Origin of the sequence: Pseudomonas marincola (genome assembly GCF_900682675.2) — a bacterium.
Taxonomy (GTDB): Bacteria; Pseudomonadota; Gammaproteobacteria; order Pseudomonadales; family Pseudomonadaceae; genus Aquipseudomonas; species Aquipseudomonas marincola.
Genome location: NZ_LR215729.2, coordinates 4,742,767 through 4,756,740, shown reverse-complemented (window position 1 = coordinate 4,756,740; position 13,974 = coordinate 4,742,767). Strand labels below are relative to the sequence as shown.

Here is a 13,974-nt window from a genome sequence, read left to right as displayed (position 1 = left end):
ATCATGGCAGAATTGACCACGTTGGCCCGACCTTACGCTAAGGCTGCCTTCGAGTACGCCCAGGCCCACCAGCAGCTGGCCAATTGGTCAGCCATGCTCGGCCTGGCTGCAGAGGTGTCGCAAGACGACACCATGCAGCGCGTGCTCAAGGCCCCGCGTTTGACGAGTAAAGACAAGGCCACCACCTTTGTTGAGGTGTGTGGTGACAAGTTTGATGGATCGGTTAGCAATTTCATCCACATCCTGGCTGAAAACGACCGTCTGGCATTGCTGCCACACGTGTCTGAACTGTTCGAGCTGTTAAAAGCCGAGCAGGAAAAGTCGATTGATGTGGACGTTACTAGCGCCTTTGCGTTGAACGATGAACAGCAAGACAAACTCGCCAAGGTTCTCAGTGCACGGCTCGGCCGAGAAGTGCGTCTGCACGCCGCGGAGGATGCTGCCCTTATCGGTGGTGTCATCATTCGCGCCGGCGACCTGGTTATCGATGGCTCAGTTCGCGGCAAAATCGCGAAGCTGGCCGAAGCATTGAAATCTTGAGTTTGAAGGGGCAGCAGAGCTATGCAGCAACTCAATCCTTCCGAAATAAGTGAAATCATCAAGGGACGTATCGAGAATCTCGACGTCTCTTCCCAAGCCCGAAACGAAGGCACTATCGTCAGCGTATCTGACGGTATCGTGCGTATTCACGGTCTCGCCGATGCTATGTACGGCGAAATGATCGAGTTCCCGGGTAGCGTCTACGGTATGGCACTGAACCTGGAGCAAGACTCCGTAGGTGCGGTGGTACTGGGTGCGTACACGTCGCTCGCTGAAGGCATGAGCGCCAAGTGCACCGGCCGCATCCTGGAAGTTCCGGTTGGTCCGGAACTGCTGGGCCGCGTTGTTGACGCATTGGGTAACCCAATCGACGGTAAAGGCCCGCTGAACAACGTCGCTACCGACGCTGTTGAAAAGGTTGCACCGGGCGTGATCTGGCGTAAGTCGGTTGATCAGCCGGTACAGACTGGCTACAAGTCAGTCGATGCCATGATCCCGGTAGGCCGTGGCCAGCGTGAGCTGATCATTGGTGACCGTCAGATCGGTAAGACTGCTCTGGCAGTCGACGCCATCATCAATCAGAAAGACAGCGGCATTAAGTGCGTCTACGTAGCAATCGGTCAGAAGCAATCGACCATCGCTAACGTTGTGCGCAAGCTGGAAGAAAACGGCGCTCTGGCAAACACCATCGTGGTGGCTGCTTCGGCTTCCGAATCGCCAGCTCTGCAGTACATTTCTGCCTACTCCGGTTGCACCATGGGTGAATACTTCCGTGACCGTGGTGAAGACGCGCTGATCGTTTATGACGATCTGTCCAAGCAAGCAGTGGCTTATCGTCAGATTTCCCTGTTGCTGCGCCGTCCGCCAGGCCGTGAAGCTTACCCAGGCGACGTGTTCTATCTCCACAGCCGTCTGTTGGAGCGTGCATCGCGCGTATCCGAAGAGTACGTTGAGAAGTTCACCAATGGCGCCGTGACTGGCAAGACCGGTTCTTTGACCGCTCTGCCAATCATTGAGACCCAGGCTGGCGACGTTTCTGCGTTCGTACCGACCAACGTGATCTCGATCACCGACGGTCAGATCTTCCTTGAGACCTCGATGTTCAACTCGGGTATCCGTCCGGCGGTCAACGCTGGTATTTCGGTATCTCGTGTTGGTGGCGCGGCTCAGACCAAGATCATCAAGAAGCTTTCCGGTGGTATCCGTACCGCTCTGGCTCAGTACCGTGAATTGGCGGCATTCGCCCAGTTCGCATCTGACCTGGACGAAGCCACTCGCAAGCAGCTTGAGCACGGTGAACGTGTAACTGAGCTGATGAAGCAGAAGCAGTATGCGCCTATGTCCATCGCAGATATGTCACTGTCGCTGTACGCAGCAGAACGTGGCTTCCTGCGTGATATCGAAGTTGCCAAAGTTGGCGCTTTCGAACAGGCTCTGATTGCTTACTTCAACCGTGATCACGCCGATTTGATGGCGAAGATCAACGTGAAGGGTGACTTCAACGACGAAATCGACGCAGGCCTCAAAGCCGGTGTCGAGAAGTTCAAAGCCACCCAAACCTGGTAAGCCGCAGCGAGGGCTTAGCGGCCCTCGCTTGCTAACCTGATAGGTGTCAAATGGCAGGCGCAAAAGAGATTCGCAGCAAGATTGCGAGCATCAAAAGCACGCAGAAGATCACCAGCGCCATGGAGAAAGTGGCGGTCAGCAAAATGCGCAGAGCACAAATGCGCATGGCGTCTAGCCGTCCTTACGCGGAGCGTATCCGCCAGGTTATTGGTCATCTGGCCAACGCTAACCCGGAATACCGTCATCCGTTCATGATCGAGCGCGAAGTAAAGCGTGTAGGTTATGTGGTGGTGAGCAGTGACCGTGGTCTGTGTGGTGGTCTGAATACCAACCTGTTCAAGGCTCTGGTCAAAGACATGGCGAGCAATCGCGAGCAAGGCGTAGAGATTGATCTCTGCGTAATTGGCAGCAAGGGCGCGGGCTTCTTCCGCAACTTTGGTGGCAATGTAGTTGCTGCGATCAGCCACCTGGGCGAAGAACCATCGATCAATGATCTGATTGGTAGCGTCAAGGTAATGCTCGATGCGTACCTCGAAGGTCGTATCGATCGTTTGTCCGTGGTCTCGAACAAGTTCGTCAACACCATGACGCAAAAGCCGACAGTGGAACAATTGATTCCATTGGTGGCGACTCCGGATGAAGGTCTCAAGCATCACTGGGACTACCTGTACGAACCCGACGCCAAAGAGCTGCTCGACGGCTTGATGGTACGTTACGTGGAGTCGCAGGTTTACCAGGCAGTGGTTGAGAACAACGCAGCTGAACAAGCTGCGCGGATGATTGCAATGAAGAACGCCACCGACAACGCCGGTGATCTGATCAGTGATCTACAACTGGTCTATAACAAGGCGCGTCAGGCAGCAATTACCCAAGAGATTTCGGAAATCGTCGGCGGCGCTGCCGCGGTTTAAGAACGGTTCAAATATTCAGAGGAACCAAAGATGAGTAGCGGACGTATCGTTCAAATCATCGGCGCCGTTATCGACGTGGAATTCCCGCGTGATCATGTGCCGAGTGTTTATGAAGCGTTGAAAGTAGTCGGCGCTGAAACCACCCTCGAAGTTCAGCAGCAGCTGGGCGACGGCGTGGTTCGTACAATTGCAATGGGTTCGACCGAAGGCCTGAAACGTGGCCTCGACGTAACCAGTACTGGCACTAACATCCAGGTACCGGTCGGGGTTAAGACCCTGGGCCGTATCATGGACGTGCTGGGCAACCCGATCGACGAAGCTGGCCCGATCGGCGAAGAAGAGCGTTGGGGCATTCACCGTCCTGCGCCAACTTACGCTGAGCAAGCTGGCAGCAACGAACTGCTGGAAACAGGCATCAAGGTTATCGACCTGATCTGCCCGTTCGCCAAAGGCGGTAAAGTTGGTCTGTTCGGTGGTGCCGGTGTTGGTAAAACCGTAAACATGATGGAACTGATCCGTAACATCGCCATCGAGCACAGCGGTTATTCCGTGTTCGCCGGTGTGGGTGAGCGTACTCGTGAGGGTAACGACTTCTACCACGAGATGAAGGATTCCAACGTTCTCGACAAAGTAGCCCTGGTCTACGGTCAGATGAACGAGCCACCAGGCAACCGTCTGCGCGTAGCGTTGACCGGTCTGACTATGGCTGAGAAGTTCCGTGATGAAGGCCGCGACGTACTGTTCTTCGTGGACAACATCTACCGTTACACCCTGGCCGGTACTGAAGTATCCGCACTGCTCGGCCGTATGCCGTCGGCAGTAGGTTATCAGCCGACTCTGGCCGAAGAGATGGGCGTTCTGCAAGAGCGTATCACTTCGACCAAGACCGGTTCGATTACTTCGATCCAGGCCGTATACGTACCTGCGGATGACTTGACTGACCCGTCCCCGGCGACCACCTTCGCCCACTTGGACGCAACCGTCGTATTGTCCCGTGACATCGCCTCTCTGGGTATCTACCCAGCTGTGGACCCGTTGGACTCCACCTCTCGCCAGCTCGATCCACTGGTAATTGGTCAGGAGCACTACGACACCGCACGTGGCGTTCAGTACGTACTGCAGCGTTACAAAGAGCTGAAGGACATCATTGCGATTCTGGGTATGGACGAACTGTCCGAAGCCGATAAGCAGTTGGTATCCCGTGCTCGTAAGATTCAGCGCTTCCTGTCTCAGCCATTCTTCGTGGCAGAAGTCTTCACCGGTTCTCCAGGCAAATACGTTTCCCTGAAAGACACCATTGCAGGCTTCAGCGGCATCCTCAAAGGCGACTACGATCACTTGCCAGAGCAAGCGTTCTACATGGTCGGCAGCATTGAAGAAGCCGTAGAGAAAGCGAAGAAACTGTAATCACCGTTCGCGCCTGGCAACAGGCGCATCGGCTTGTGTGTAAAATGTTATCCACAAGCTGTTATGTGAGGCAAGGTTATGGCTATGACAGTCCATTGCGATATCGTCAGCGCAGAAGCGGAGATGTTTTCCGGCCTGGTCGAGATGGTGATTGCGCACGGTAACCTGGGTGATATCGGTATCGCTCCAGGCCACGCGCCGCTGATCACTGATCTCAAGCCGGGCCCGATCCGCTTGATCAAGCAAGGCGGTGAAGCAGAGGTGTTCTACATCTCAGGTGGTTTCCTCGAAGTGCAGCCAAACATGGTCAAGGTTCTCGCCGACACCGTGCAGCGCGCTGCAGATCTCGATGAAGTTGCCGCTCAGGAAGCCCTCAAGGCTGCTGAGAAAGCACTGCATGAGCAAGGCGCCGAGTTCGATTACGGCTCTGCCGCTGCACGCTTGGCTGAAGCTACGGCTCAGCTGCGTACAGTTCAGCAGCTGCGCAAGAAATTTGGCGGCTAATCAGCGCTTTGATTTCTCTGTGTATAAATAAAGGGGTAGCTTAGGCTACCCTTTTGTTTTTCTACTGATTGATCAAGGAAACAGTCGATCAGTGCTCCTCGAAATTCATCTTCAATCACCGGTAAATCTTCGTTATGTCCCTTGATATCGTGATTCTCGCAGCAGGCCAAGGCACGCGGATGCGTTCAGCTTTGCCCAAGGTTCTTCACCCGGTTGCCGGCAAATCCATGCTTGGCCACGTCATCGACACCGCGCGTGAGCTTCAGCCGCAGGGCATTCATGTGGTCATCGGCCACGGTGCGGACACCGTGCGTGAACGCCTGGCTGGCGATGACCTCAACTTTGTCATGCAAACCGAGCAGTTGGGCACGGGCCACGCGGTTGCGCAGGCTCTGCCGGCATTAACAGCTGAGCGTGTACTGATCCTCTACGGCGATGTACCGCTGATTGAAAAAAGTACCCTTGAGCGTCTGTTGCTGCAGGTCTCCGACCAGCAACTGGGCTTGCTCACCGTGACCTTGGCAGACCCGACCGGCTATGGCCGCATCGTGCGTAACGCCGCAGGCCAGGTTGAAGCTATCGTCGAACACAAGGACGCCAGCGAGGCGCAGCGCCTGATCACCGAAGGCAATACCGGCATTCTTGCTGTGCCGGCAAGCAAGCTCGGCGAGTGGCTGGGCCGGTTGTCCAACAGCAACGCGCAAGGCGAGTATTACCTGACTGACGTGATTGCGATGGCCGTCAACGATGGTCTGGTTGTTGCCACTGAACAGCCACTGGACGCGATGGAAGTGCAGGGCGCCAATGATCGAATCCAGCTCGCTGAGCTTGAGCGTCATTACCAGCAGCGCGCTGCACGTGCGCTGATGACACAGGGCGTGACCCTGCGTGATCCAGCGCGTTTTGACCTGCGCGGTGAGGTGACTGTCGGTCGCGACGTGATGATCGACATCAACGTGATTCTCGAAGGCAAAGTGGTGATCGAGGATGGCGTGCAAATCGGCGCCAACTGCTTCATCAAGGACTCGATCCTGCGCAAAGGCGTTGTGGTCAAAGCCAACAGCCACCTCGAAGGCGCTGAAATGGGCGAAGGCAGTGATTGCGGTCCATTCGCACGTCTACGGCCTGGCGCTGTGCTGGGCAAAAAAGCCCATGTGGGTAACTTTGTCGAGTTGAAGAACGCAGTGCTGGGCGAGGGCGCCAAAGCGGGCCACCTGAGCTATCTGGGTGACGCTGAAATCGGTGCGCGCAGCAACATCGGCGCAGGCACCATCACCTGTAACTATGACGGCGCCAACAAGCACCGCACCGTGATGGGTGAAGACGTGTTTATCGGCTCGAACAGCTCATTGGTTGCCCCGGTGAGTCTGGGAGATCGCGCGGTGACAGGCGCGGGTTCGGTTATTACCAGCGAAGTACCGGTGGATAACCTGGCTGTCGGCCGCGCCCGGCAGCGCAATATTGCTGGCTGGAAGCGGCCAGTCAAAAACAAGTGAGAGACATGTGGGTAAGCGCTGAGGCTTATCCACAGTGTACTGGTTAGGCTGAAAAGTTATCCAAGAGCGATTTTTTTCAGTCGTTGTGGATAAAAGCACCTTGTGCATAAAGCCTAGCTAAGTTTCGTTTGCTCTGTTGATAAGTAAAAAAGGCTACCATTTGGCGGCCTTTTTTGTGGTTTTACTTGACCAAAAAGCCTCATTAGGTTTTGATTCACGCAATTATCTTTCGAATCGAAACTTAGCATGTCAAAACGCAACACCCCGCAACGTCGTCACTCAATCCTTGCTCTGCTCAATGAACAGGGCGAGGTGAGTGTGGATGAGCTGGCAAAAGCCTTTTCGACTTCTGAAGTGACCATTCGCAAAGACCTCGCTGCACTTGAGACCAACGGCTTGTTACTGCGGCGCTATGGCGGCGCGGTGCTGATGCCGCAGGAGCTGATTGCTGATGCGGGTCAGCAGGTTTCGCCTTATAAGCTGGCCATTGCCAAAGCTGGCGTGGCGCGGATTCGCGAGCATGCGCGCATTATCATCGACAGCGGCACCACCACCGCGGCCATGATTCCCGAGCTCGGCCACAAGCCGGGGCTGGTGGTCATGACCAATTCGCTGAATGTCGCCAACGCCCTGCGTGATATCGAGCATGAGCCCGTTCTGCTGATGACTGGCGGCACTTGGGACCCGCATTCCGAGTCGTTTCAGGGCCAGGTCGCTGAGCAAGTGCTGCGTTCCTACGATTTTGATCAACTGTTCATTGGCGCAGACGGTATCGATCTGCATCGTGGCACCACGACGTTCAATGAACTGCTGGGCCTGAGCCGTGTCATGGCTGAAGTCGCCCGGGAAGTGGTGGTAATGGTTGAGAGTGACAAGATTGGCCGCAAGATCCCCAATCTGGAATTGCCCTGGGGCAATGTGAATACCCTAATTACTGATGAGCGCCTGTCGGCAGACGCTCGTGAACAATTGAGCGCACGCGGGATCAATCTGATCTGCGTAAGTGTCGAGGCTTAAGGAGAGCAACTATGTGTGGAATCGTCGGTGCGGTAGCTGAGCGTAATATCACGGCGGTGTTGGTCGAGGGGCTCAAGCGCCTCGAATATCGCGGTTACGACAGCGCGGGTGTTGCCCTGATCAATGACGCTGGGGTACTTGATCGCCGCCGCCGTGTCGGTAAGGTCAGCGAACTCGATGCTGCGCTCGCGGCTGATCCGTTGCCGGGTCGCGTCGGTATCGCGCACACACGTTGGGCCACCCACGGTGCGCCGAGTGAGCGCAATGCGCACCCGCATTTCTCCGGTAATCAGCTGGCCGTTGTGCACAACGGCATCATCGAAAACCATGAAGCCCTGCGCGAAGAACTCAAGGGCTTCGGTTACACCTTCAGTTCGGATACCGACACCGAAGTGATCGTGCACCTGCTCGACCACACCCTGAAAACTCAGCCGGACCTGGCGGCTGCGCTGAAAATCGCCGTCAAACAACTGCACGGTGCATACGGCTTGGCAGTTATCAGTGCCAAACAACCCGATCGTATTCTGGCGGCGCGCAGTGGCAGCCCGCTGGTGATTGGTTTGGGTCTGGGTGAAAACTTCCTGGCCTCCGATCAACTGGCGCTGCGTCAGGTTACTGATCGCTTCATGTACCTCGAAGAGGGCGACATCGCTGAGATCACCCGTGACAGCGTGCAGATCTGGGATGTCAGCGGTGCGCCGGTCACCCGCGAGCAAGTGCAGTATCACGAAGGCGCTGAGGCGGCGGATAAAGGCGAGTTCCGCCACTTCATGCTCAAAGAGATTCACGAGCAACCCAGTGTTGTGCAGCGCACGCTGGAAGGTCGTCTGGGTGAAGATCATGTTCTGGTTCAGGCGTTCGGCCCGCAAGCGGCCGAGATTTTCGCCAAAGCCAAGAACATCCAGATTGTCGCCTGCGGCACCAGCTATCACGCCGGCATGGTCGCGCGTTACTGGCTCGAAGAGTTGGCCGGCATTCCATGCCAGATCGAAGTAGCCAGCGAGTTCCGTTACCGCAAGGTCGTGGTACAGCCAGACACGCTGTTCGTAAGCATTTCGCAATCCGGTGAAACCGCCGACACCTTGGCCGCCTTGCGCAATGCCAAAGACTTATCCCCAGGCAATGGCGGCTATCTTGCCAGTTTGGCGATTTGTAACGTGGGCATCAGCTCGTTGGTACGTGAATCCGACCTGACTCTGCTCACGCTCGCAGGCCCGGAAATTGGCGTGGCATCGACCAAAGCCTTCACCACACAGTTGGTAGCCCTGATGCTACTGACCCTGGCGTTGGGTCGGGTGCGTGGCACGCTAGAGCCGAAAGTCGAGGCTGAGCTGGTTGCCGAACTGCGCCGCCTGCCGACGCGTTTGGGCGAAGCGCTGGCGATGGATCATGTGGTCGAGAAGGTTTCTGAGCACTTCGCCGAGAAGCATCACACTCTGTTCCTCGGTCGTGGCGCGCAGTATCCCGTGGCAATGGAAGGCGCACTCAAGCTCAAGGAAATCTCCTATATCCACGCTGAGGCGTATCCGGCCGGTGAGCTGAAGCACGGCCCGTTGGCGCTGGTTGATGCCGATATGCCGGTGGTCACCGTTGCGCCGAACAACGAACTGCTGGAAAAGCTCAAATCCAACCTGCAGGAAGTACGCGCCCGTGGCGGCGAGCTGGTCGTGTTCGCCGATGAGCAAGCGGCCATGAGCAATGGCGAAGGCACACATGTGGTGAACATGCCGCACATCCACGATGCGCTGGCCCCGATTCTGTACACCATTCCGCTGCAGTTGCTCTCGTACTACGTTGCCGTACTCAAGGGCACCGACGTCGATCAGCCACGCAACTTGGCCAAATCGGTTACTGTCGAGTAAGCAGTTAGGGCAGATTTGAGCCATTAAGTCTGCCGCGCAGCAACCCTGCAAACTCTGATCATGCTGGACGGTGCACCCTTGCACCGTCCACGCGTGTCTCCTTCAAGCGCATGAACCTTTGCAAGACTGGTGTCACCCAGGTGCACAGCTGAAAGCCAATTATCGAAAGCAGCGAAATACCACCCACAACAGGGAAGCTGTCAGCACAGGCCAAATCAGCAGCAAGTCGACGCGGATATTAGCTTCGGGCGTATACAGCAAAATCAGCCATTCCCAGGCCGCATAAACAGCCCACAAAATCGCTGCCAGCAATAAGGCGCCGCTGAGCCTCGGCGGGCGTTTTGCCCTGTTTCGCACGGCAAGGAACCCCACGAACAACAGAACAGATACGATAAGTATGTTCAGGGGTTTACCGATCAAAACTTGCGCGATGTATTCCATGAGCGCCTCTGTGCGTTTTGGTTTCAGCCCCCAAATACAACCGCATCGGGAATTTCGTAGCGTTCGTCACCGATGCGGATGATGCTCAGATCGGCCTCTTTACTGGCAGAAAACTTACCGGTGTCAGCCTGACTCTGGTCGTAGCCGGTTGCGTTGCCATTCTCGAAAAAGATGACGCGCTTACCACCGTCGCCTTTGCTGATCGTCACCGTGCCGCCGCCATTACCGCTCCGCACCACGCCAAAATCACAGGTGCCAATCGTCTGACCTCGGGTCATCGAACAGGGGATCGAGCCAGTGGCATGAAATTCTGTTCCCGGCACCAGGGCATCGTTGCTGGGTGCCTCAGAAGTTGAAGCAACAGCGTTGATGTTTATTTCAAGTCGGTACGGCGCTACCTCGTTGCGGCGCGCTGCTGATCGCATCATGTAAACGCGAATCTTGTAGTCGCCACTTTTCGGCAAAATGCCTTCGTACTGGTTTTCGTCCATGGAGCCGTTGAACATGGCTTGTTCAGTCTCGCCGGGCGCCAGAATGTTGAAATAGGTAGCTGTATTTTTTGTCGCCAGACTGGCCTGCATCTGTTGGCCTTCGCGGGCATTCAATACATAGTCGACAACTTGGTAACCCTTGATCGTGCCCTCGACCACCGCGCCGCTCGTGCCTTTCTTGAAATGTACCCGCTCGGTACGTATATCCTCGGCGGCGTGGCTCATAGAACCGGCCATCAATATAAATACAGCCAGCAAGTAGCTTGAACAGATTGCGAGAGTCGATTTCATTTTATGCTCCTTGGCCAACGTATTACGCCGGTCAATGTGTGGCTGTCACAGACCACACCTGCGGACAGTCTGTAGCTGTCAGAACTCCACAATCAGCTGGGAGCTAACGCCACTGTCAGTAACATTACTGGCGAATTGACCGGTGTAGGCAAGACCTAACTTCACGCTGGAGCTGATCGCCATCAAGCACAGCCGTGTCATCAGCAACGGGCAAGCCATCAACCTGAAAAGGGCTGCTGGAAACTTTGCTTCGCACCACTCACGTGACGTTACATACCTATCGAGTCTAGTTTCGGAGCGACTCGATATCGACTCCTATTCGTTGTTTGGCAAGGTTCTTCGGTTTTTGCCTCATCAAACGCGAGCCTTTGCCTCTCCACGAAAGACCGGGCTAAGGCTCGATGCACTGGCCTTCTGGCAATTCAGGTCTCAGTCAGATCAAACAGGCAACCCATTAGCCTCCAGAACGTAGTGCCATTCTTAAATGGCTGACATCGCAACCAACGCGTACTGCAGTGTCCACAGCTGTCCAGAGTTGGGGCAGGCCGGTGAAGAAAGACCCCTGACCTGCATCAAATCTGCCTCCGGGCAAGGGAGGATAATTACTGTCTAGACTCCTGCATCCAGGAGTGAGGGCGAACACCTCAGCAGGTGCTCGTCCGTGCTGATTAGTCCCGCGCCCGCTTCCCATTCAGGGCGTTAATTGGGAGGACTTTATGGATTCGATGCAACCCAACACGCAGGATCATCCGAACCAGTGGTACCGCAAGAGTGCGGAGCAGGCGATGGCCGATCTGCAAACCAGCACCAGCGGGCTGGCTCCGGAAGAGGCAGCCGCGCGGCTGCTTCGCGTGGGCACCAATGCCTTGCCAGCCAAGGCTGTTGATCCGGTCTGGCTACGTTTTGCCCGGCACTTTAACGATGTGCTGATTTATATCTTGCTGGCGGCAGCAGCCGCTACCGCGCTGATGGGGCACTGGACCGACACGGTGGTGATCCTCAGTGTGGCAGTGATCAACGCCGCCATTGGCTTCTTTCAGGAGAACAAGGCGGAGAAATCCCTGGCGGCGTTGCGCGGCATGCTCAGCAGCCATGCTCAGGTGGTGCGCAACGGCAACAAGATGAAGATTGACGCCCGCGAGCTGGTGCCGGGTGACATAGTGATCCTGCGGCCCGGCGATAAGATTCCGGCGGATGTGCGGCTGTATGAGGCGCATCACTTACAAGTCGAGGAGTCGATGCTCACGGGCGAGTCCATGACTGTGGACAAGCAGGTTGAGGTCATCGACCAAGAGGTGCTGCTGGCCGACCGGCTCAATCTGGCGTTTTCCGGCACCAGTGTCAGTGCGGGTAACGCCAAGGGCGTGGTGGTCGAGACCGGTGTGTCTACCGAGCTGGGCAAGATCAACCGCATGATCGCCACGGTGGATGAGAGCCGGACTCCGTTGCTGCGGCAGATCGACCAGATGGGCAAGCGTATCTTCCAGCTCATCGTCGGCATGATGCTGGTGCTTTTTGTCATCGGCTTCTTCTTGCATGACTACCCGTTCGGCGAGCTGTTGCTGTCGCTGATCAGCCTGGCCGTGGCGGCGGTGCCCGAGGGGCTGCCAGCGATTGTCTCGATGATTTTGTCCATCGGTGTGCAGCGCATGGCGACCAACAAGGCGATTATTCGCAAGCTGCCGACGGTCGAGACGCTTGGTGCGATGAGCGTTATTTGTTCGGACAAGACCGGCACTCTGACCATGAACGAAATGACGGTCAGGAGCGTGCTGACTGCCGATACCAGCTTTAACGTCGAAGGGCAGAGCTACGAGCCCAAGGGCCGTATCACGCTGGCGGGTGGTACTGCGCCGATTAACTGGGCCGATCACCCGAACCTCGCGGCCTTTATCCGCGCAGTCGATACCTGTAACGACAGCAGCGTGCAACGCGATGACAGCGGGCGCTGGGGTGTGGTCGGTGGCCCTACCGAAGGCGCGCTCAAGGTGCTGGCGCGTAAGGCTGAGCTGCCTGCGCAGGAAGTAAAACGGCTGGGCAAGATTCCTTTCGACTCATCGTACAAATACATGGCCCGACGCTGCGATGTTGGCGATGAAAATCTGATCTACCTGAAAGGCGCACCCGATGTGTTGTTGGGTATGTGCGAGCAGCAGTTGGGTAAAGATGGTATCCAACCACTGGATCGCGATTACTGGGAGCGTGAGATGGGCCATATCGCCAGCCAGGGCTTGCGCATGCTGGCGGCTGCTTACCGGCCAGTGCCTGGCGCTGATAGCGAGATTGATCATCCGGATGTGCAGCAGGGCATGATCTTTCTCGGCATTGCCGGGTTGATGGACCCGCCGCGCCCCGAGGCGATCGAAGCTATCTCCATGTGCCGGCAGGCGGGTATTCAGGTCAAGATGATTACCGGCGACCACCCGGATACTGCCGTGGCCATCGCCGGCATGCTTGGCATGGGCACCGACTTGCGCGCCATGACTGGCCATGAGCTGGAAGCCATCGACGACAGCGAGTTGAAGTCGCGGGCCATGCAGTATTCAGTGTTCGCGCGGACCAGCCCTGAACACAAACTGCGGCTGGTGCGTGCGCTGCAAGCGAATGATCAGGTTGTGGGCATGACCGGCGATGGCGTCAATGACGCGCCGGCGCTGAAGCAGGCAGACGTTGGCATCGCCATGGGTATCAAGGGCACCGAGGTGACCAAAGAGGCCGCCGACATGGTGCTCACCGACGATAACTTCTCGACAATTGCCGGAGCCGTGCGTGAGGGCCGGCGGGTCTATGACAACCTGAAGAAGACGGTGCTGTTCGTCTTGCCAACCAGTATGGCGCAAGGGTTAATCATCGTTATCGCCATTCTCGCAGGGATGGTGGTTCCGCTTTCGCCGCTGCAAGTTCTGTGGATGAACATGGCGACTGCTACCACCTTGTCTTTCGGTTTGGCTTTCGAACCCGGCGAATCGGGGATGATGCGGCGCAAGCCGCGCGACGTTCATGAGTCGATTCTTGGTGGCTTTACTCTGTGGCGGGTGATTTTCGTCGGCATTCTGCTAACGGCTGCGGCGTTCTCGGTAGATACGTGGATGCTGGCCAACAATGCCGACACCAACCACATCCGGACCATGGTTCTGCACACGCTGGTTATTTCGCAGTGGGCTTACTTGTTCAACTGTCGCCTGCAGGAGGAGTTCTCACTGAACGCCGCCATGCTTCGCAACGGCGCCTTACTCGCGGTAACGCTGGCGCTGATTCTCCTGCAATGCCTGGTGCTGTATGTACCCTTCATGCAGTCAGCCTTCGATACCCAGCCTTTGCCATTCAGTAACTGGTTGGTTGCCATTGGCATCGGCGCTTTGGTTTTCCTCGCAGTGGAACTGGAGAAGTGGGTGATTCGCAAATGGAAGGCCCGCCGTGGGCGTTGACGTTTGAGTGGTTTGATCAA

At 56.4% G+C, this 13,974-nt stretch carries 11 protein-coding genes; 9 read left to right on the top strand and 2 right to left on the bottom strand.

Annotated elements, in window-relative coordinates; all coding sequences use genetic code 11:
• The first annotated feature begins 3 nt into the window (after positions 1-3).
• From PMYSY11_RS21760 to glmS, 8 genes are all read left to right on the top strand, one after another.
• Entirely contained in the window at positions 4-540 is a 537-nt protein-coding gene (locus tag PMYSY11_RS21760) for a F0F1 ATP synthase subunit delta (RefSeq protein ID WP_069900039.1), read from the top strand.
• A gap of 21 nt (positions 541-561) precedes the next feature.
• The gene (gene atpA, locus PMYSY11_RS21755) at positions 562-2,106 is read left to right on the top strand and encodes a F0F1 ATP synthase subunit alpha (protein WP_069900038.1); all 1,545 of its coding nucleotides are present in this window, start codon (positions 562-564) and stop codon (positions 2,104-2,106) included.
• A gap of 50 nt (positions 2,107-2,156) precedes the next feature.
• Entirely contained in the window at positions 2,157-3,017 is an 861-nt protein-coding gene (atpG, locus tag PMYSY11_RS21750) for a F0F1 ATP synthase subunit gamma (protein ID WP_069900037.1), read from the top strand.
• Positions 3,018-3,047: 30 nt separating this feature from the next.
• On the top strand, positions 3,048-4,424 hold the full coding sequence (gene atpD / locus PMYSY11_RS21745) for a F0F1 ATP synthase subunit beta (protein ID WP_150547971.1): 1,377 nt from the start codon (positions 3,048-3,050) through the stop codon (positions 4,422-4,424).
• 78 nt (positions 4,425-4,502) lie between these two features.
• Positions 4,503-4,928, top strand: a complete 426-nt coding sequence (locus PMYSY11_RS21740; protein ID WP_069900035.1) for a F0F1 ATP synthase subunit epsilon — start codon at positions 4,503-4,505, stop codon at positions 4,926-4,928.
• 134 nt (positions 4,929-5,062) lie between these two features.
• Entirely contained in the window at positions 5,063-6,424 is a 1,362-nt protein-coding gene (gene glmU, locus PMYSY11_RS21735; protein WP_150547970.1) for a bifunctional UDP-N-acetylglucosamine diphosphorylase/glucosamine-1-phosphate N-acetyltransferase GlmU, read from the top strand.
• A 246-nt stretch (positions 6,425-6,670) separates the two neighbouring features.
• Positions 6,671-7,441, top strand: coding sequence for a DeoR/GlpR family DNA-binding transcription regulator (locus PMYSY11_RS21730; protein ID WP_150547969.1), 771 nt, complete (start codon positions 6,671-6,673; stop codon positions 7,439-7,441).
• 11 nt (positions 7,442-7,452) lie between these two features.
• Positions 7,453-9,303, top strand: a complete 1,851-nt coding sequence (gene glmS / locus PMYSY11_RS21725; protein ID WP_150547968.1) for a glutamine--fructose-6-phosphate transaminase (isomerizing) — start codon at positions 7,453-7,455, stop codon at positions 9,301-9,303.
• A 159-nt stretch (positions 9,304-9,462) separates the two neighbouring features.
• Here the strand turns inward: glmS and PMYSY11_RS21720 are convergent, their stop codons facing one another.
• Together PMYSY11_RS21720 and PMYSY11_RS21715 are read right to left on the bottom strand one after the other, a co-directional pair.
• Positions 9,463-9,744, bottom strand: coding sequence for a hypothetical protein (locus PMYSY11_RS21720; RefSeq protein WP_069900025.1), 282 nt, complete (start codon positions 9,742-9,744; stop codon positions 9,463-9,465).
• 23 nt (positions 9,745-9,767) lie between these two features.
• Positions 9,768-10,526, bottom strand: a complete 759-nt coding sequence (locus PMYSY11_RS21715; protein WP_150547967.1) for a hypothetical protein — start codon at positions 10,524-10,526, stop codon at positions 9,768-9,770.
• A 716-nt stretch (positions 10,527-11,242) separates the two neighbouring features.
• Here PMYSY11_RS21715 and PMYSY11_RS21710 point away from each other — a divergent pair.
• Positions 11,243-13,954 carry a cation-transporting P-type ATPase gene (locus tag PMYSY11_RS21710; protein ID WP_150547966.1) on the top strand — a complete coding sequence of 904 codons (2,712 nt, stop codon included), beginning with the start codon at positions 11,243-11,245 and terminating at the stop codon, positions 13,952-13,954.
• The last annotated feature ends 20 nt before the right edge of the window (positions 13,955-13,974 follow it).

Excerpts from the sequence above, each read along its gene's own strand:
- PMYSY11_RS21760 (WP_069900039.1), top strand. The coding sequence starts at position 4 with ATGGCAGAATTGACCACGTTGGCCCGACCTTACGCTAAGGCTGCCTTC.
- atpA (WP_069900038.1), top strand. The coding sequence starts at position 562 with ATGCAGCAACTCAATCCTTCCGAAATAAGTGAAATCATCAAGGGACGT.
- atpG (WP_069900037.1), top strand. The coding sequence starts at position 2,157 with ATGGCAGGCGCAAAAGAGATTCGCAGCAAGATTGCGAGCATCAAAAGC.
- atpD (WP_150547971.1), top strand. The coding sequence starts at position 3,048 with ATGAGTAGCGGACGTATCGTTCAAATCATCGGCGCCGTTATCGACGTG.
- PMYSY11_RS21740 (WP_069900035.1), top strand. The coding sequence starts at position 4,503 with ATGGCTATGACAGTCCATTGCGATATCGTCAGCGCAGAAGCGGAGATG.
- glmU (WP_150547970.1), top strand. The coding sequence starts at position 5,063 with ATGTCCCTTGATATCGTGATTCTCGCAGCAGGCCAAGGCACGCGGATG.
- PMYSY11_RS21730 (WP_150547969.1), top strand. The coding sequence starts at position 6,671 with ATGTCAAAACGCAACACCCCGCAACGTCGTCACTCAATCCTTGCTCTG.
- glmS (WP_150547968.1), top strand. The coding sequence starts at position 7,453 with ATGTGTGGAATCGTCGGTGCGGTAGCTGAGCGTAATATCACGGCGGTG.
- PMYSY11_RS21720 (WP_069900025.1), bottom strand. The coding sequence starts at position 9,744 with ATGGAATACATCGCGCAAGTTTTGATCGGTAAACCCCTGAACATACTT.
- PMYSY11_RS21715 (WP_150547967.1), bottom strand. The coding sequence starts at position 10,526 with ATGAAATCGACTCTCGCAATCTGTTCAAGCTACTTGCTGGCTGTATTT.
- PMYSY11_RS21710 (WP_150547966.1), top strand. The coding sequence starts at position 11,243 with ATGGATTCGATGCAACCCAACACGCAGGATCATCCGAACCAGTGGTAC.